The organism is Paraburkholderia adhaesiva, assembly GCF_021390575.1.
Classification (GTDB): Bacteria; Pseudomonadota; Gammaproteobacteria; order Burkholderiales; family Burkholderiaceae; genus Paraburkholderia; species Paraburkholderia adhaesiva.
Window position 1 is genome coordinate 1,207,041 of record NZ_JAJEJQ010000002.1, and the last position, 17,221, is coordinate 1,224,261.

Consider the following 17,221-nt stretch of genomic DNA (forward strand, 5'->3'; position numbering starts at 1 on the left):
GCGCGTAAACCCCGATCTTCCCGGGGCATCGCAGAGAATCACCCCGCTGCCGCAAGCGCCGTGTATTGCCCCTGCCAGTAGACCAGCGGACGCGGCACGGACTCGTCGCGAGCCACCGCGCGCACGCGGCCGATGATGAGCAGGTGTCCGTGCCGCACGATCAGTTCCTCCACCTCGCAATCCATGGCGACGACACTGTCCACGAGCAGCGGCGCTCCATCGTGCGTCATGTGGGTCCACGCCTCGTCGCCGTAGCGCGCCTCGCCTTGTTCGCCTCGAAAGCCTGTGAAGCGTTCCGCGATCGCACGCTGTTCGGCGCGCAGCAGATTCACACCAAAGCGCCGCGTGCGTTCGAGCAGCCCGGCCGACGAACTCGTCGCCTTCATCGACGCCACCACCATCGGTGGCTGCGCCGAAAACGACGACACCGATGTCGCGGTGAAGCCGCTACGTTCGGCGCCGTCCGCGACGGTTACGACGCAGACCGCGCCAGCGAAGCCGCGCATCGCCTGCACGAAGCGGCTGCTCAGCACGCCGGTGTCATCCACGGCGTCAGGCTGCACGGCGGTTCTCGCGCGGGCTACGCAGCCCGTGCGCCTCGAGGATCGGCAACACGGTATCGCGGAAGTACGGGAACTCCTTCACGTAATCCACGAACGAGAGTGTCGTGCCCCGGAACCCGGCTTCGGCCAGCGAGATCAGGCCCGCCGCCACTTGCTGCGGCGTACCGACGAGCGGGAATCCGCCATGCCCGGCCGCCATCCGGTCGCGGATCAGCGCGAGCAGGTCGTGCGGGAACGAGTGCGCATTCGCAAACTGAAGCGCGACGAGGTTGTCGACGGCACCCCAGTCCGCGTTGTCCTGCGCGAAGTAGTGCAGATACTGGCGCGCTTCTTCCTCGGTCGGACGGCACACCACGTGCGAGAACGTCAGCACGTTCACGTCCTTGCCCGCGGCCGCGCCCTTCTGCTTCAGTTCGGCGACTTCCGTGCGCGAGCGGTCGAGATCGATCGCCGGGGTGAACAGGAAGTTTGCGTTACGGATGGCGAAATCGCGCCCTTCGCCCGAACCGGCGGCGTTCAGGATAGGCGGACGCTCGCCATTCCACGGACGCGGCAGGCCATAGATATTCTTGAGCTGGAAATTCTCGCCATTCCAGTTGAAGGGACCGTCGTGCGTCCAGATCTTCTGCACGATGTCGAACCACTCCTGCGCGTACGCATAGCGCTTTTCGTGGCCCGTCGCGAGCGGCAGACCCAGCGCTTCGTACTCGGGACGATTCCAGCCCGCGACGATATTCAGCCCGGCACGGCCCGCGCCAATCTGGTCGAGCGTCGCAATCTGCTTCGCGACCACGACCGGATGGTTCGCCGCCGTGTGAATCGTTGCGAAGACGGTGAGATTGCGGGTCTTGGCGAGCAGGCCGGCAGCCCAGGTCATCGTCTCCAGAACGGAACCGTGGAAATCGGTCTCGCCGCCGTAGCCGATCCAGCGCGCGATGGGCAGCATGAAATCGATACCCGCCTCGTCCAGCATGATTGCGAGCTTTTCGTTGTTCTCCCACGAATTGCCCCAGCGCTCGCCGATCTTCGTTACCGACATACCGCCCGAGCAGTTCGTCGCAAACGTCCCCAGAATGAAATCCTTCGTGTTCAGAATTCGTCTCATGTCAGTCCTGGCGCAGTAAAATTTGTTTCCACGACGGGCCGCCTCGCAGCGTCCCAGCTTTCCCAACCCACTCGACGACATGGGCCGCATTCGCGCGATTCCGCAATGAACGAACCATCAAGCAGAACCACGAAAAACAACGCTGCTGCCGAACATCGCTGGCATCTCGCGATGAACGAATTCGGCGTCGAGATCACCGACCTCGAATACGCCGTCATGCGTCTTGACCAGTCGTTCTCGCGCTGGCAGTCCGAGTGCATGGCTGCCGTGACCGGCACCACGCTGAGCGGCCAGGAGAACGCGCTGGTGCACGTCATCCACATGCGCGAACGGCCCAAGACCATTCGCGACTTGCTTCACATGACCAACCGGCAGGACGTAGCTAATATGCAGTACGAACTACGTAAGCTGATCAAAACCGGGCTCGTCGAAAAATACGGAACGGCGCGCACCGGCGTGTACTACGTGACGACTGCTGAGGGCTCTCGCGTGTGCGAACAGTACGCACGCCTGCGCGAAACGGTGCTCCTCAAGATGGCCGAGGCGACGGCGGGCATCAAATCGGCCGCTGCCCAGGCCACCGCGTGTCTCGAACAGATGGAACGCGTCTACGAATCCGCTACGCGCGAAGTCGCCACGTTTCATCGGCAGCGCTGACAGAGAATCGCGCCTGACGTAAGTCATGAGGAACAGCGAACCACCCGGCATCCAGGCTGTTTCAGATCAAAAATCACATTGATTTTTTATCTGATCGAATCGTAGTGCAGCGCCTTTTTGACTGCAACCGATTTCACCTCAGGGAAAACACCGGCCCGGGATGGGCATAGTCATGCGTATATGGGGAACGTGACGAAAGCGCGTCGCGCTCGCCCCATGACGCGGGGCGAGGCGGCGAACCGCGCACGAATGCGCGCGGGAAAGGGAATTTGCTGCTGCCCGACGTATCGGGCCGTATCTGGCTGAATGGTGCCAGCGCCTCAGATGACGAGGCGGGAGACCTTGACACCTTCGAGTGACACACCCGCCATCAAACCGGCATTGGTCAGCACGAACGCTTCGACCGGGCTCATGGCGGTCGAGGTATCGATGTTGCCGTTCGCCCCGACCGTCACCACCGCGACGGTCGCGTCGGCGCCCGCTGCCCACCCCTGGCTGCTGAGGAACTCGTCGAGCGCGTGCTGGTTCATGAATGCGAAAACGAGCGTTTTCGATTGCGCACCTATCTGAAGACCGAACGAGCCGGCCACGGTGCTGTAGTAACCCGTCGTGCGGCCATTCACGCGCATTGCACCCGTGCCGTACTGTCCACCGATCCAGAAGCCCGCCGAAAGCACGGACGGAAACACGAGCACGCCGCTTGCCTTCGACAGCAGTTCACGCGACCCGTTGACCTTGCCGTAGAGACGTGCGAGCGCGGCATCGACATCGGCATCGATGGAAGCGCGCTTCGCGGCGTTCTGCGTGGCGGAATCGCCGCCGCCGAGCGGGGTTGTCGTGCAACCGGCGAGCGCGAGGCTACCGGCGGCGAGTGCGGTACTGGAACTGATGAGAAACTGACGTCGGCGCATGAGTGCTCCTGTAGATATGGGCCTTCAAGTGTCCGTGCGCGAATTCTGACGACCGGTAGCAGCGGGCGCCCGCGCATGGAAAATAGAGACAGGATACCGTGTGCGCCCGCGCGGTTGCAGATTCCACGGTTACCAGATGTATCCAAGCGTTTGTGGCGCCCCGGTGGCCACGGCTGCCATTCCCTGCCCGTATACGACAATAGGTTCCAGATCAAGTTCGCCCGCCTGGAACAATCCGGACGCGGCAAATCCACCGTGCTCGCCGAGGGCGATACGACGAAATACCTGCGGCACATCCTCGACCGCGGTCCTCTTCGTCGGAGAACATCCTTTCAGCGCCCGGACACAACGGCAAAGCCCGCTCCGGGCACGGTTGCCGTCTGCTGACGCCGTTACGCGACGACCGAATCCGCACTGGGTGGCACGTCGGCTGGCACTATCACGAGTGAGGCGATTACTGAGTCGTAGTGGCTCGATCCTCGTCCTTATATTTCCCGCGCGATATGAAATAAATGCGCAGTCAAAATCGTTCATAACTCAGAACACGAAGGGCACGACAACCGATACGAAGGCTACGGTGCTCTGTCGCGGACGGTTTCAGAAAGACCGTTTGTACATGGAGCATTATTTCGTCATCCTTAGTCAACTGATCCGTGCGAGGTCTGGTCCAGCCTTTCTTCGAGCACGACACCGCGCTTCGTCATGCGGTGACCGCGCGGGTCCTCGCGTACACCACGCGACGAAGATTTCCGCGTCCTGGCGGCACGCGTCGCTCGCTGCCTGCGACCTGTCGAGCCGGTAACCAGTAGACACAATTGCGTTTGAACCCGACGCCGCACGTCGGTTTCAAAGGAGTATCAGACGGAGAAAATCGTGTTGCGGCTGATTTCGACACTCGGCGCTGGGGCCGTTCTGGCCGGCTGCGCAGTCGCACCCTACCCGGGCTACGATTACTACGACTACAGCGGCTACGGCTATGCGTACGGCTACCCGTACTATCCGTACCCCTACGCCTATGACTATGGCTTTTACCCGGGATACGCGTCCATAGGGTTCTTCGGCGGTGGTAGTGGCGGCTTCTTTTTCCACCACGACGGGCACCACGGCGGCCATGGGCACGGTGGCGGCATGCATGGCGGTGGGCACGGAGGCGGATTCTGGCCCGGCGGCAGCATGGGTCACACCGGCGGCATGGGTGGCGGCATGGGCGGCGGCGGGCACTCGCGTTGAACACGCCCCCGACCACCCTGCCATCGCACCTGGTTTTGTGCGCCAGACGTCGCGCGCGTCAGGCTGTACGCCCCCGGTTCATACGCGTCCGTTCACCGGAATCGACGCGCCCGTAATCGCCTGCGCATCCGCGGAAAGCAGGTATGCGATCAGTGCCGCGATCTCGCGCGGCTGAACCCAGCGCGTGAAGTCCGCATCGGGCATTTCCTTGCGATTTTGCGGCGTGTCGATAATGCTCGGCAGAATCGCGTTGACGGTCACGCCCTGGTCTTTCAGTTCCTCGGCTAGTGCCTCGGTGAGCCGCGCCACACCCGACTTCGATGCCGCATACGCCCCCATGCCGAGGCCCGCCTTGAGGGCCGCGCCAGCGCCAAGATTGACGATGCGCCCCGCACCGGCGCGTAAAAGATGCGGCAAAGCGGCCTTCGAAGCATTGAGCGCTGTCTTCACGTTCACCTCGAACATCAAATCCCAGGTTGCGGAGTCGCCGTCAGCAACGGTCTCCCACCGGAACGCGCCCGCCATGTTGAGCACCGCGTCGAGTCGGCCAAGGCGATCATTGATCGCGTTCATTGCCTGATGCGCTGCCTGCAGGTCGGCAAGATCGACACCGCCCAGGCTCAGCGTATCCGCGACGTCGACCGGCAGTGGGTCGGGCACGGCACCTCGGCCGATCAGCGCCACGCGCGCTCCGCGCTCGGCCAGGAACGCGGCCGTCGCCATGCCGAGGCTGCCGAATCCGCCCGTGATCGCCACCACTTTTCCGTCGATTCCGGTTTCCATACGTGTCGGTTCCATTCTCGTTTTTTGCAGCGGCCCGTCGCCGCCCTTCGCGCGCACATTACGCGAGCGCACGGCCAACTTCAAGCGCCGCGAAGCTGTAGCGGCGAGGCTTGATCAGTGCGTTCACTGAACCGCCGTTAGAAGTTAGAACACGGCCGGTGCGCCCCGGCACTCGCGCCGACGCACCCAACACTTGACACACGATACGCGCAACGGCGATCACAATGCCAACCGTGGCCGACACCTCGTGCCATCGCGCACTCCCGCGTCGGCGTTGACACCACTGCATCACTCAGCCCGTGCCCGTGCGCGTTTCGTCGACGAACGACTCCGTAGCATCGTCGATCTTGCGGCTGCTGCGTCCGGCCGGGCCATGAATGTAGACCGTCTTCATATCGATGCGCTGTTCGCTGCCCGTCGCGGGCGGCGGCGCCATCTCGTAGCGCACTTCGCGCTCGTGATCGGCCAGTTGCAAGCGTGGATCGAATACGGAATTGAACCGCCACAACATGCGTACGAAGTTGGTCTGCCCGTGCATCAGCCGTCGCGTAGCCAATCCGGACGCGCGGCGTAACGCGCGCCAGCCCATATGTTTGCGGTTGAGCACTTGCTGTGTACGCACGAGTTCCGCATAAAACTCGGGTAGCGGGAGCTTCGTCGGAAGCACCGCGTGCTGGATGTCGTAGAGCCGGTAATCGAGGCTGGTGAGGCGGCGCGATTCGCGCTGCCAGCTCTCGGTGCCCGGATACGGCGTATTCACGCTGATATTGACGATCTCGGGAATCTCCATGCACCACTGGCGAATCGTCTCGAAACGATCGCGGTCCCAGTCGGGATCGGCGATCAGATTGACCGCGACCGTGATGCCTAGCGAGCGCGCAAACTCCAGCGCCTCGAAATTGCGATCGAGACTCACGCGCTTGCGGAACATCTTGAGTCCTTCCTCGTCGATCGCCTCGAGGCCGAGGAACATGTATCTGAGGCCAAGTCTCTGCCACAGTGCGAATACCTCCTTGTTGCGCAGAAGCACGTCGCCGCGCGTCTCCAGGTAGTACTCCTTCTTGATACCGCGCCGCTGGATCGCTTCGCCGATCGCCATGCCGTGCTCGGCGTGCACGAAAGCCACATCGTCGACGATGAATATGCCCGGCTCGCGCAACGCAGCGAGTTCCTCGACCACCACTGCCGGGCTGCGCGTGCGATAGCTGCGGCCATAGAAGGTCCACGCGCTGCAGAACGTGCAATCCCACGGACAACCGCGCGCGAATTCGATGGACGCACACGGGTCCAGCGTGCCGATGAAGTACTTGCGACGATGCCGCAACAGGTCGCGCGCAGGCTGCACTGCGTCGAGATGCTCGACGAAACCCGGCGGCGGCCCGGAGCCTTTGCGCGTCACGACGCCCGGTACTGCGAGCAGGTCACCGCTGCCCACTGCCTCCAGCAGCGCGGCGATCGAGGCTTCGCCTTCGCCGCGAAGCACGCAGTCGATGGCGCCTTCCGCATGACGCAGCAGCTCGCCGGCGGTGAAGGAGACGCTATGACCGCCCACGAACACGAAGCAGGACGGCAGCGCCGCTTTCAGCGCCTTCGAGAGGTCGATGATCTCGGGGATATTCGCGAGGTAGTTACCCGAGAAGCAAAGTGCCTCGGGCTGCCAGGCGCGCACGAGGCGCATCAGATCGCGGTGCGTTTGAACCTGCAGGTCCAGCAAACGCACATCGTGGCCAGCAGCGCGCGCAGCCCCGGCAACCGATTCCAGACCGAGCGGCTCCAGCCGCAGGAACACGCGCGTGTACATCAGACCGCTCGGATGGACAGCAAGCAATCTCATGACGCCTCCTTGCGACGCGCCAGCCCGACACCGCATGCCGTGGCCCACTGCCCGACGTTGCCTGGTGTTACCTGACGTTGCCTGAAAGCGGGCCTTCGCGACAGAGCGGCCAGGTGGGCCGAATACGCGCGTGTCATACACGGTTGTAATACACGGTTGTCATATCGTGCCTGCGCGAGCGAGCATCGCGTACGGCACACCGGTCCGTATCGCAAGGTGCGTGCCCTGCTCCATGACACGGCTGCTCCGAGCGAGTCTACGCGCGTTCGCCCGGCGCTGCTCGCACGCAGCGAAACGCACAACGCGCACCGCACACTGCGCGTCAGAAACTGCCGAATAACGTCCCCAGCACGATCACAACGACGAGCGCGATCAACGCGCCGGCGATGCTGACCACCACGAGGTCGCGATAGCTCTCGCGGTGTGTAGAGCCGCAAACAGCGAGCAGCGTGACGACGGCACCGTTGTGGGGCAGGCTGTCGAGCGTACCCGCCGACATCACGGCTACGCGGTGCAGTAACGCGGGGTCGATATTGTGCTGGGCCGCGAGTTGCATGTAGGTATCGCCGAGCGCGTCGAGCGCGATGGTCAGTCCACCGGACGCCGAGCCGGTCAATCCGGATAGCAGGTTCGTCGCGACGGCGAGCGACACGAGCGGTCCGCCGCCGAGGCCGAGCACCCAGTCCCGCACCACCTCGAATGCGGGCAGCGCGGCGATCACTGCGCCATAGCCAACGAGGCTGCCAACACTCAGCACCGGCAGCACGGAGGCATTCGCACCGGCGTCGACGCTTTCGCGCAACGCGACGAGCCGCTGCCGGTTCAGCGCGACGAGCACGACGATGCCAATCGCCAGTGCCACCGAAACGCCCCACACTCCCGCCACGGAAGAAAGCGTCGTCTCGCCCCAACGCGGCTCGGCGAGATAAGCGGCATCGATGCGCGGAAACACCGCGATGTTCATCACAAAGTTCATGGCGACCACCACGACGAGCGGTGCGAGCGCGATGACCGGCGGCGGCAGCCCGGCGCGGGCTGGTGTTTCGGCGCTGCTGCCGATCTCGGCGGGATCGAAGGTTTGCGCGACGCTCGCCCGTTCGCGCACGAGCGCAGACTTTCCACCCTCTTGGTCCGACGCGCCGTCGCCGAGGGGTTCGACGAAGCCCTCGCCATTGCGTCGCGCTGCCGCGGCTGCGCGCCCGAGCCACCAGAGTCCGAAGCCCGCCATCACCGCGCTCGCGATTACACCGAGCCCCGGCGCGGCGAATGGCGTGGTGCCGAAAAACGGCATGGGAATCGCGTTCTGAAGCGCGGGTGTGCCGGGCAACGCGGACATCGTGAACGTCGCGGTGCCGAGCATGATGGCGGCGGGCATCAGGCGTCGCGGCAGATTGGCCGACCGGAAGAGCGATTGCGCCATCGGCGCGAGCACGAAGAACGCGACGAAGAGGCTCACGCCGCCGTACGTGACGAGTGCGCCGCCCAGCACGACCGCCACGAGCGCATGACGCGAGCCGAGCTTGTCGACCATGAACTGCGCGACGGCATCGACTGAGCCGCTGTCCTCCATCAGCTTGCCGAACAGCGAACCGAGCAGAAAGAGCGGAAAGAACTGCGCGAGAAAGCGGCCTGTGCTGACCATGAAAGTCTGCGTCCAGTGCGCAAGCACCGGCTCGCCTGAGATGAGCGCAGCGAGCATGGCGCACAGCGGCGCGAGTAGCAGCACACTCCAGCCGCGATACGCGAGCCAGATGAGCAGACCAAGGCTCGCGAGCATCCCAGCGAGGCCAATCACTACCGCGAGCGCGCTCATTGAAGCATTCCTTCGAGCAGCGCGCCGATATCGAACGACGACGCCACGCCAAGACTTTCGCCGTGCTGCGCGAGAAACGCATCGGCGACGTGCCGGCCCTCGTCGCGCAACATGGTAAGGAACGTCCATTCCGCGTTGAGCTTCGACGACGAACCCAGCGTGATCAGTTTGTCGCTCTGGATGCGATGCATGCGCATTGTCGCCCAGTGGCGGCTTTCGGGGCTGCCTCCATCGGCCATCTGATGCAGCAGCGCGATCATGCGCAGCTCTTTGAGCAGCGGCGCGTTGAACGCGATCTCGTTGACGCGGTTGATGATCTCGCGTGCCGAACGCGGCGTGCCCTGCCGCTCGACGGGATTCACCTGCACGAGGATCGTATCGAGCGCTACGGTCTCGCGCACGAGCGGCGTGATGGTGGGGTTGCCTGCATAGCCGCCGTCCCAGTAGGCGTCGCCGTCGATCTCGACGGCCTGGAACATCGTCGGCAAACAGGCGGATGCGAGCAGCGCGTCGGGCGTGAGATCGGCATTGCGGAACACGCGCGCCTGACCGTTGCGCACGCGCGTCGCCGTAACGAAGATCTTGATGGGCGCATCGCGCACAGCAGCGAAGTCGATCGTGTCCGCGAGGATCGTGCGCAGCGGATTAATGCTGCCGGGATTCATGTCGTAAGGAGAAACGACGCGCGCCATCACGTCGAACGCGAGGTAGACCGGTGAATGATCGAGCGTCCAGCGTCCGAGCATCGCGTCGAATAGACCGCGCCTGAATGGGCTGAAGCGTGCGGCACTGGCCACGCGGTGCCAGAAGCGTTCGAGCGCGACGCGTGCACCCTGGGCGCCTCCCTCGGCGTACCCGCTCACCAGCACCGCCGCATTCATCGCACCCGCCGACGTGCCTGAAATCCCCTCGATCTGCAGCCACGGCTCTTCGAGCAGCCGGTCCAGCACGCCCCACGTATAGGCGCCGTGCGAACCGCCACCTTGTAGCGCGAGATCGACTTGCAGCGGCTCGGTACGGATCGTGCGGGACGTCGTATCTGTTTCGGCGGGCATGGCGGCTCCGTGAAAGCTCGACCATGCACGAGGGTACAGGAAAAGCCGAAACCGCTCCGCCGAGGTGCGACGCCGGCGAATCCTCGCGCGCCACCGCGTTTGGTAGACTCGGCGGCATTCAGTGTTTCGACGATTCCGGCCCGCTCACCGTGCCCTCCACTCAAACGCTAGCCCATTTGCTTGCGGAAATACGCGCCTGCCGCGTATGTGCCAACTCGCTGCCGCTCGGCCCGCGCCCTGTGGTCCAGGCCGGTTCGAATGCGCGTCTTTTGATCGTCGGACAGGCGCCGGGAGCGAAGGTCCACGCATCGGGCGTGCCCTGGGACGATGTGAGCGGCGAACGCCTGCGCACATGGCTCGGCATCGATCGCGAGACGTTCTACGACGCATCGAAAGTCGCCCTCGTGCCGATGGGTTTCTGCTACCCGGGCCGCGGCGCGAGCGGCGACAACCCACCACGACCCGAATGCGCGCCGCTTTGGCACGCGCGTCTGCTCGCACAGTTGCCCGACGTGCGGCTTACGCTGCTGGTCGGACACTATGCGCAGCGCCAGTTTCTCGGCGAGCGACGCCGTACCTCGCTCACTGAGACCGTCGAAGCCTGGCGCGACTACGCACCCGAGTATCTGCCGCTACCCCATCCGTCACCGCGCAACCTGCCGTGGCTCAAGCGTCACGCGTGGTTCGAGCACGACGTGCTGCCGGCGCTTCGCGAACGCGTCGCGTTGGCGCTTGCGGCACCTATGACATTTGCGGCACCGGCTACGACTCGCCAGCGTGCCGCGGGACAACACAAGGGAGACCGTAAGATGAGCAAGCCAACGATCGATATCCAGCGCGTCTACGAACCGCCGCCCACCGGCGATCACGCGTGCTTCCTCGTCGACCGGCTGTGGCCGCGCGGCATCCGCAAGGAAGCGCTCGCCCAGGTCGAATGGCTCAAGGACGCCGCGCCTAGCACGGCATTGCGTCAGTGGTATCACAAGGATCTGTCACAGTGGGATGAGTTCGGGCAGCGTTACGTCGCCGAACTCGACGCGAATCCAGCCACCTGGGCACCGCTCGCGCAAGCGTGCGAAAACGGCCCTGTTGCCCTGCTCTATGGTTCGCGTGACGCCGAGCATAATCACGCAATCGTGCTGCGCGACTATCTGCTGAAAAAGCTGAAGCGCAAATAACGCCGGATCGCACACCACGTGCCCGGCCGAACGGGCCGGACATGCTGGATTCAGAACAGATACATCCCGGCAACGAACACGACGCCCGCCGCGAGGAACACGAGGTTCACCGGGTCGATGTCGAGCGACAAGCCCTTTGTGTGGAAGCACAGGCCACGCAACACAATGTAAAGCACCGCCGCGAGCTGGAAACCCACGCAGGCGGAAGTGTCCAGCAACCGGTAGTCGCTAGTCGGCGTCGAGCACGCGCCGCACGCCACGCACGCGAAATACACGGTTACACGCGCAGCAGCGGCCGAACTGTCTTATCTGCTACCGTACCGTAGTGCCAAATCGCGCGACGATCATTGGTCGATCCCCTTGCAAGAAGGAGGTGCGATGCGCAAGCAATTCATGGGTGTCGTGTTCGCCGTGCTCGTCGGGGGCCTCGCGGTCCCGCCCCCTGCCCAGGCACAGACCCAGGCGTTCACGACCATGACGGTGAACTTCTATGCCGGGCCGTCCGGCGACTACCCTATCGTCGCGCAGGTACCCGGCGGCGTATCTGTTCTGGTGATGGGGTGTCTTTCGGGCTTCAGCTGGTGCGACGTGAGCCTCGGCAACCTGCGGGGCTGGGTCTGGGGCGACTTCCTTACTTCTCCGTGGCAGGGCAGATCGGTACCGGTCGTGACTTATGGCGCCGCGATCGGCCTGCCTATCGTGACATTCTCGCTCGGTGCGTATTGGGGCAATTTCTATCGCGACCGGCCCTGGTTCCGCAACCAGGCGCACTGGACGCGACGTCCGCCGCCGCGTCCCGTTCGACCGCCGATGGCCGGCCGCCCACCTAACAGGCCAGGCCCTGGCGCGCGACCTCCCAATCGCCCCGGCGGTGGTGGTCCGGGCGCCGGCGGAGGTCGGCCACCGGGTGGTGGCCCAGGCGCTGGTGGAGGTCGGCCGCCGGGAGGCGGTGGTTCCGGCGCCGGCGGAGGTCGGCCGGGTGGCGGGAATCGGCCCCCAGGTGCTGGTGGGGGTGGTGGTCGGCCTGGCGGTGGCAATCGCCCACCCGGTGCTGGTGGCGGCCCCAGCGGTGGAGGTGGGGGCGGAGGTGGTGGAGGTGGCGGCGGGACCCAGCCGCCACGCGGTGGTGGTGGCAGTTGATCCAGCCGGCGATGCACGGCGGTGCGCCGCTTGCCGCACGCCGTAGAGGCGCCTCAGAACCGATAGCCGATGCCGCCACGAATCACGTCGGTATCTCAACCGCAGCACATCGCAATGTGATTCGATGCGGCGCGTGCAGCCCATTGCTGCGTGAACCGGTGCAACGCCCAGAACGAGACAAGACCGGACAGCATGCCGTCAAACGTGGCCTGACGGCATGCAATTTCTGACGCGTTTATGCGCTGCGTTGCAGCCTGACGGGACGACCGCGCGCGTTTCCCCTGCGCGCACCATCTGCATATCCAGAACGCTGACCCATTCACCATTAAAAAATGTCATGAAACGCGACAGTGTTCCGATGTCGCGGACTGCGTTCAGCGATGACGAACGCGATGACAAACGTGCACAGAACGATGATGGTGAGCGACGTGACAAACCGTGCGATACGGCGAGGCAAAAGCGAGTAGCGGCGCTGCAGATCAAAGCGGAAATAGGAACACCGGATTTAAATAGGGCTCTCGTGCTTCGGCCCTTGAAACGGCAGCGTAATTGCGTTGAGCGGAGGGACTGAAAAACAGATGGCACCACTCTTCGTTACGCGCCTGTAACGTGCGTGGCGTCCGATGTCTGCGGCTTGATACCCCCTCCTTCGCTGCCCCGACGCAAGCAACCCTTACTCGCCGTCCCCATCACACCCAAGCCGTCTCAGCAATTCATGACCGCGCGTCGTAAGCCGCAATGACGCATCGCTGCCGCGCTTATCCATCTCTACGAGTTCATAGCGCTGCAATGCAAGAAAGTCGGAGTCAAGCGTGTGTATCGGCGTCTGCGCATCGCGGACCAGCATCAGCGCCGCCAGTTCGTGGTGACTGAGCATCGAATCCCTCCTGTCCAAAACGTCTGGTGCTACACAGCATAACGGGCGAATCGTACATTTTCGCTACAGTCCTGTTTCGCGATGTTACGAGCGCACACCTCACTGGCCCCATCGGCGGTATTGCGGTTTTAACTTGCGCAGGTTTCATGCCGTCGTGATGGCACGCATGGCATTCACTTCCCCAGGCGGGACCTAAACGGTGACGGGTTCGATATTCGCGCGATCCGGCGACGGAGAAAAGCACGGCGCGCGGACCATATTGATAACGCCCCGCGCGCCACGCGTTCCTTCGTGAAATTGCGCGTCTCAATCAGACGTTGATATGCATCGTTATCCTGATCAAATCAATTGAATTCGACGCGCTTTCGCGTTCCCAAAGCCTTCTTCAGCAACTCGAGCGTCAGCACGCCGCCCTTGTACTGCGCGCTGATGGCAGCCTCACCGATATCGGCTGCATGCGTGAACGAGCGGCTTACGCTGCCCGAATACTGCTCGCGGCGCAGTACGCGCTCGATCTTCGCCGCAATTGAAACGAGGTTACTGTCGATTTTCGCACCGATATCGTTCTTCGCGACGCCGGGCAAATCTGTCTTCACGGTGTACGCTGCGTCGCCTTCGGTCACATCGATCCGGATGCCGCCTTGCTGCAACTCCGATCCGCCCGTGCCACGCAGATGGCGGAACAGCCCCTGAAACGTGTCAGGGACACCTTCCAGCGCAAACGGGTTGCAACGCGAGATATAGTTCATTATCGCCCCCTTGAACTCATGGTTCCGGTGTACAAACCATTGCCTCATTCATCGTATTCCTAAATTATCCTGCCAGACCAGTCGTACAAACCAGGCGCCGCACCGGCAGCGCTACGGCGCACGGTCACGATTCGAAAATATAGACCCCAGGCGCGTTTTCAAACCCACCGGTCACCGTGCGCGCCTTCACATCCCCGCTCGACTGTTCATGCAGCCAAGCCGCAAAGCATGGCCACCACGATCCTTCGGTGGTCGGCGTGCCATCGAAGAACGCCTGCGGCCCCCGATACGCCGTACCCGGCGCACGAATGGCGCAGCGGTAGTGCCGCCGCGGATGCCCGGGCTCCGACACGATCCCCGCGTTATGGCCGCCCGACGTCAGCAGGAAAGTCACCGGGTTGTGCGTATAGAGCAGCAGCTTATAAACCGATCGCCACGGCGAAACGTGATCGCGCTCCGTGCCGACGACGAACATCGGCTGTTCGATACCCGAGAGCGCGACGGGTTCGCCGTCCACGCAATAGCGCCCCTCGGCGAGATCGTTATGAAGAAACAGGTTGTTCAGGTACTCGATGTGCATGCGATACGGCATGCGCGTCGTGTCTGCATTCCACGACATCAGATCGTTCGCCGTCGAGCGGCGGCCGAGCAGGTACTCGCTCATCATTCTCGACCAGACGAGATCGCGCGCATTGAGCAACTGGAACGTCGCGGCCATCTGCGAGCCATCGAGATAGCCCTGGCGCCACATGAGCGCGTCGAGCGCGGCCAGCTCGCTTGCGTCGATGAAAATGCCGAGTTCGCCGGGTTCGCTGAAATCGGTTTGCGCGGCGATCAGGGAAATCGAGCGCAGCGTGCCAGCGCCGCCGTCGCGCGCGAGCGCCGCAGCCGCGATCGCGAGCAACGTGCCGCCGAGGCAATAACCCACGGCGTGCGCCGCTTCACCGCCGCATCGGGCGCGGGCGACATCGAGCGCATCCTGCATGGCGCGCAGGTAATCGTTCAGGCCGAGATCGCGCGCCGATGCCTGCGGGTTATGCCAGGACAGCGCGAACACCGTGAATCCCTGCTCCACCAGATAGCGGATCAGCGAGTTGTGCGCCTGGAGATCGAGAATGTAGTACTTCATGATCCACGACGGCACGACGAACACGGGTTCGCGCCCGACCGCAGGCGTCGCCGGATCGTACTGGAGCAGTTCGCACAGCGCGTTGCGCCACACGACCTTGCCCGGCGTCACCGCGACGTCCTTGCCAGGCTGGTACGCAAGCCGTGCATGCACGGGTGCCCCGCCCATGGACTTCGTCACGATGGCGTAGTCCTCCATCCAGTGCTTCCAGCCCTGGGCGAAGTTCGCGCCACCGCTTTTCAATGTCGCTTCGAGCACGACCGGATTGGTCGCAATGAAGTTACCCGGCGAGCACGCGTCGATCCACTGACGCGCCATGAAACGCACGATGTCGGCATGATGGCGCTCGACGCCCGCGACGCCGGTCGTAGCGTCCTGCCACCACGCCTGCATGCGCAGGAAAACGTCCCGATAAGCGCTGAACGGCCGCACGGACCACGACGGCGCGGCAAAGCGCGGATCGGCCGCGGGTGCGTCCGCTGCCTCTCCGGCTAACGTCGCCACAGCAGGAATCACGGCGGCCCAGGCACTGACCGCATCCTGCCAGGCACGCATGCCGAGGTCGAGACACTTGCCGGGCGAGATCGCGAGATGCATGCCCCAGTCGAGACACGCCAGCGTGGCCGAGACGGGGGAAAGACCACCCGTCAGCGCTGCGACACCCGCGTGCGCAACGAGATCGAGCGGATCGCCGTGCAGGCCGACGGCGGCGGGCGGCTCAGGCTGCAACGTCATCGCGCGCGACTTCGCAGGCGCCGCCCCTTCTGCGATGTCGATCCTTCCCGACGCCTGCAACGCGGCATCTGCGTGCGGCGCGTCTGGCCTCGCGCGTTTTGTCGTTGTGCGCTTCGTCGCCGGCTTCATTGCATATGCATCCCGCCGTTGATGGCGATATCGGCGCCGGTGATGAACGCGGCTTCGTCGGAGCACAGGAACGCCACGAGCGCCGCAATCTCGTCGGGATGACCGAGCCGGCCCACCGGAATCTGCGGCAGGATGCGTGTGTCCATGACGTCCTTCGGCACGGCCTCGACCATCTGCGTCGCGAGATAACCCGGCGACACCGTGTTCACCGTCACGCCCTTCTTTGCCACTTCGAGCGCAAGCGCCTTGGTAAAGCCATGCAGCCCCGCCTTCGCGGCGGAGTAATTCGTCTGCCCGAACGAGCCGCGCGAACCGTTCACCGAGCCGATGTTCACGACCCGTCCGAACCCGCGCTCGATCATGCCGGGCACGAACGGCTTCGTCACGTTGAAGATCGCGTCGAGGTCGGTGCGCAGCACCGCGTCCCAGTCGGCTTTTGCCATCTTTACGAACGAGCGGTCACAGGTGATGCCCGCGTTGTTCACGAGCACATCGACGTGACCGAGTTCGCCAAGCAGGCGTTCGGCGGTGCTGTGGCACGCGTCGTAGTCGGCGACGTCCATTTCGTACGATTCAAAGTAACGGCCCGCCGCGCGCTCCGCCTCAAGCCAGCCAGTGGCATGCTTGCTGCCGACCGAGCGCGACACCGCCACCGTCATGCCGGCGTCGTAAAGCCGCCGGCTGATCGCCTCACCGAGGCCGCCCATGCCACCCGTCACGAACGCGATTCGCTTAGCGGTCATGTTGGCCTCCTTGCGCGTGCGCTGCATGCTTGCCCGCGCCGTTTCGCGCGCCGGCCGTGCCGTTCGGGGTCGCCCCGCTTACCGCGCGCTCGAAGGCCGCCATCCATTCGCGCATCGGCAGCGCCGATGCCGTCGCCGCTCCCGGCTGCAACCCCGGCAGCGAATCCTGCCAGTTCTGCGCGATGTCGCGTGCCGTGTCGGTCCAGGCGCCCGCGCCCTGCATGGCGGCGGCCACGCCTTCCTGCCAGATCGCAGCACTCTCGCTGAGATAGTCGCGCAGCACCGACTGGCTTGCCGCCGCGAGATCACTCCAGTCTTGCGCGTGGCTTAGCGTCTCGAGCGCGCCTTCGAGTGCCGCCCGGTCGCGTTCGAGACGATGCTGCTCCAGCTTCAGAAGCTGCTCGCGCCACTGCTGACTGTGCTTCATCATCTGGAGCGCATTGTTGGCGTTGACGCGGCATGCGTCGAACGATGGATTGGAAGCGGTGACCATATTCAGTGCCCTCACGTGGTTGCAGTGTCCGGACCGGCGCCCGATGCGGCGCCAGCCCGGCAGTGAAACGTGAACGCAGATGGGCTGCGGGGCCGCA

Annotated in this window: 17 protein-coding genes and 2 pseudogenes; 6 read left to right on the plus strand and 13 right to left on the minus strand. The window is 64.0% G+C overall.

The features are described 5' to 3' along the window. Positions 1 to 38: 38 nt before the first annotated feature. Together L0U80_RS21045 and L0U80_RS21050 are read right to left on the minus strand one after the other, a co-directional pair. Entirely contained in the window at positions 39 to 563 is a 525-nt protein-coding gene (locus L0U80_RS21045; protein ID WP_233869476.1) for a flavin reductase family protein, read from the minus strand. After that, on the minus strand, positions 553 to 1,668 hold the full coding sequence (locus tag L0U80_RS21050; protein ID WP_233869479.1) for an LLM class flavin-dependent oxidoreductase: 1,116 nt from the start codon (positions 1,666 to 1,668) through the stop codon (positions 553 to 555). Before L0U80_RS21050 ends, L0U80_RS21045 begins: the two co-directional genes overlap by 11 nt. 105 nt (positions 1,669 to 1,773) lie before the next feature. Between L0U80_RS21050 and L0U80_RS21055 the strand changes: the two genes are divergently transcribed. Further along, positions 1,774 to 2,325 (plus strand): winged helix DNA-binding protein, encoded by a 552-nt coding sequence (locus L0U80_RS21055; protein ID WP_233869482.1) that lies wholly within the window; start codon positions 1,774 to 1,776, stop codon positions 2,323 to 2,325. Positions 2,326 to 2,645: 320 nt separating this feature from the next. On the opposite strand, the gene L0U80_RS21060 is transcribed toward L0U80_RS21055, so the two are convergent. Continuing rightward, a complete protein-coding gene (locus L0U80_RS21060) occupies positions 2,646 to 3,236 on the minus strand; it encodes a BPSL1445 family SYLF domain-containing lipoprotein (RefSeq protein WP_233869485.1) in 591 nt (196 codons plus the stop codon). An 873-nt stretch (positions 3,237 to 4,109) separates the two neighbouring features. Here L0U80_RS21060 and L0U80_RS21065 point away from each other — a divergent pair. After that, a complete protein-coding gene (locus tag L0U80_RS21065) occupies positions 4,110 to 4,466 on the plus strand; it encodes a hypothetical protein (protein WP_233869488.1) in 357 nt (118 codons plus the stop codon). 78 nt (positions 4,467 to 4,544) lie between these two features. On the opposite strand, the gene L0U80_RS21070 is transcribed toward L0U80_RS21065, so the two are convergent. From L0U80_RS21070 to L0U80_RS21085, 4 genes are all read right to left on the minus strand, one after another. Next, positions 4,545 to 5,249 carry an SDR family NAD(P)-dependent oxidoreductase gene (locus L0U80_RS21070; RefSeq protein ID WP_233869491.1) on the minus strand — a complete coding sequence of 235 codons (705 nt, stop codon included), beginning with the start codon at positions 5,247 to 5,249 and terminating at the stop codon, positions 4,545 to 4,547. 292 nt (positions 5,250 to 5,541) lie between these two features. Then, the gene (gene hpnR / locus L0U80_RS21075; RefSeq protein ID WP_233869494.1) at positions 5,542 to 7,083 is read right to left on the minus strand and encodes a hopanoid C-3 methylase HpnR; all 1,542 of its coding nucleotides are present in this window, start codon (positions 7,081 to 7,083) and stop codon (positions 5,542 to 5,544) included. A 322-nt stretch (positions 7,084 to 7,405) separates the two neighbouring features. Then, positions 7,406 to 8,896 carry a GntP family permease gene (locus tag L0U80_RS21080; protein ID WP_233869497.1) on the minus strand — a complete coding sequence of 497 codons (1,491 nt, stop codon included), beginning with the start codon at positions 8,894 to 8,896 and terminating at the stop codon, positions 7,406 to 7,408. Next, positions 8,893 to 9,951 carry a patatin-like phospholipase family protein gene (locus tag L0U80_RS21085; protein WP_233869500.1) on the minus strand — a complete coding sequence of 353 codons (1,059 nt, stop codon included), beginning with the start codon at positions 9,949 to 9,951 and terminating at the stop codon, positions 8,893 to 8,895. Before L0U80_RS21085 ends, L0U80_RS21080 begins: the two co-directional genes overlap by 4 nt. Before the next feature lie 116 nt (positions 9,952 to 10,067). Here L0U80_RS21085 and L0U80_RS21090 point away from each other — a divergent pair. Both L0U80_RS21090 and L0U80_RS21095 read left to right on the plus strand, forming a co-directional pair. Then, a pseudogene (locus L0U80_RS21090) lies at positions 10,068 to 10,694 on the plus strand (uracil-DNA glycosylase family protein); the annotation flags it as partial. 66 nt (positions 10,695 to 10,760) lie between these two features. Further along, positions 10,761 to 11,129, plus strand: a complete 369-nt coding sequence (locus L0U80_RS21095; protein WP_233871505.1) for a DUF488 domain-containing protein — start codon at positions 10,761 to 10,763, stop codon at positions 11,127 to 11,129. Positions 11,130 to 11,179: 50 nt separating this feature from the next. On the opposite strand, the gene L0U80_RS21100 is transcribed toward L0U80_RS21095, so the two are convergent. Beyond that, positions 11,180 to 11,404: a hypothetical protein gene (locus tag L0U80_RS21100; protein ID WP_233869504.1), complete on the minus strand. Its 225-nt coding sequence runs from the start codon at positions 11,402 to 11,404 to the stop codon at positions 11,180 to 11,182. Positions 11,405 to 11,603: 199 nt separating this feature from the next. Between L0U80_RS21100 and L0U80_RS31825 the strand changes: the two are divergent. Together L0U80_RS31825 and L0U80_RS21105 are read left to right on the plus strand one after the other, a co-directional pair. Further along, positions 11,604 to 11,750: pseudogene (locus L0U80_RS31825) on the plus strand (SH3 domain-containing protein); the annotation flags it as partial. Positions 11,751 to 12,039: 289 nt separating this feature from the next. After that, the gene (locus L0U80_RS21105; RefSeq protein ID WP_233869507.1) at positions 12,040 to 12,315 is read left to right on the plus strand and encodes a hypothetical protein; all 276 of its coding nucleotides are present in this window, start codon (positions 12,040 to 12,042) and stop codon (positions 12,313 to 12,315) included. A 627-nt stretch (positions 12,316 to 12,942) separates the two neighbouring features. Here the strand turns inward: L0U80_RS21105 and L0U80_RS21110 are convergent. The 5 genes from L0U80_RS21110 to L0U80_RS21130 all read right to left on the minus strand — a co-directional run bounded on the left by L0U80_RS21110 (position 12,943) and on the right by L0U80_RS21130 (position 17,124). After that, complete coding sequence (locus tag L0U80_RS21110; protein ID WP_233869510.1) at positions 12,943 to 13,146, minus strand: hypothetical protein; 204 nt, start codon at positions 13,144 to 13,146, stop codon at positions 12,943 to 12,945. A gap of 344 nt (positions 13,147 to 13,490) precedes the next feature. Then, entirely contained in the window at positions 13,491 to 13,895 is a 405-nt protein-coding gene (locus L0U80_RS21115) for an Hsp20/alpha crystallin family protein (protein ID WP_233869513.1), read from the minus strand. Between the two features lie 124 nt (positions 13,896 to 14,019). Then, positions 14,020 to 15,888: a PHA/PHB synthase family protein gene (locus L0U80_RS21120; RefSeq protein WP_233869516.1), complete on the minus strand. Its 1,869-nt coding sequence runs from the start codon at positions 15,886 to 15,888 to the stop codon at positions 14,020 to 14,022. Beyond that, positions 15,885 to 16,631, minus strand: a complete 747-nt coding sequence (gene phbB / locus L0U80_RS21125; protein ID WP_233869519.1) for an acetoacetyl-CoA reductase — start codon at positions 16,629 to 16,631, stop codon at positions 15,885 to 15,887. Before phbB ends, L0U80_RS21120 begins: the two co-directional genes overlap by 4 nt. Further along, positions 16,621 to 17,124: a hypothetical protein gene (locus L0U80_RS21130; protein ID WP_233869521.1), complete on the minus strand. Its 504-nt coding sequence runs from the start codon at positions 17,122 to 17,124 to the stop codon at positions 16,621 to 16,623. Before L0U80_RS21130 ends, phbB begins: the two co-directional genes overlap by 11 nt. Positions 17,125 to 17,221: the final 97 nt, after the last annotated feature.

Excerpts from the sequence above, each read along its gene's own strand:
- L0U80_RS21085 (WP_233869500.1), bottom strand. The coding sequence starts at position 9,951 with ATGCCCGCCGAAACAGATACGACGTCCCGCACGATCCGTACCGAGCCG.
- L0U80_RS21055 (WP_233869482.1), top strand. The coding sequence starts at position 1,774 with ATGAACGAACCATCAAGCAGAACCACGAAAAACAACGCTGCTGCCGAA.
- L0U80_RS21110 (WP_233869510.1), bottom strand. The coding sequence starts at position 13,146 with ATGCTCAGTCACCACGAACTGGCGGCGCTGATGCTGGTCCGCGATGCG.
- L0U80_RS21095 (WP_233871505.1), top strand. The coding sequence starts at position 10,761 with ATGAGCAAGCCAACGATCGATATCCAGCGCGTCTACGAACCGCCGCCC.
- L0U80_RS21050 (WP_233869479.1), bottom strand. The coding sequence starts at position 1,668 with ATGAGACGAATTCTGAACACGAAGGATTTCATTCTGGGGACGTTTGCG.
- phbB (WP_233869519.1), bottom strand. The coding sequence starts at position 16,631 with ATGACCGCTAAGCGAATCGCGTTCGTGACGGGTGGCATGGGCGGCCTC.
- hpnR (WP_233869494.1), bottom strand. The coding sequence starts at position 7,083 with ATGAGATTGCTTGCTGTCCATCCGAGCGGTCTGATGTACACGCGCGTG.
- L0U80_RS21130 (WP_233869521.1), bottom strand. The coding sequence starts at position 17,124 with ATGGTCACCGCTTCCAATCCATCGTTCGACGCATGCCGCGTCAACGCC.
- L0U80_RS21120 (WP_233869516.1), bottom strand. The coding sequence starts at position 15,888 with ATGAAGCCGGCGACGAAGCGCACAACGACAAAACGCGCGAGGCCAGAC.
- L0U80_RS21080 (WP_233869497.1), bottom strand. The coding sequence starts at position 8,896 with ATGAGCGCGCTCGCGGTAGTGATTGGCCTCGCTGGGATGCTCGCGAGC.
- L0U80_RS21060 (WP_233869485.1), bottom strand. The coding sequence starts at position 3,236 with ATGCGCCGACGTCAGTTTCTCATCAGTTCCAGTACCGCACTCGCCGCC.
- L0U80_RS21070 (WP_233869491.1), bottom strand. The coding sequence starts at position 5,249 with ATGGAAACCGGAATCGACGGAAAAGTGGTGGCGATCACGGGCGGATTC.
- L0U80_RS21115 (WP_233869513.1), bottom strand. The coding sequence starts at position 13,895 with ATGAACTATATCTCGCGTTGCAACCCGTTTGCGCTGGAAGGTGTCCCT.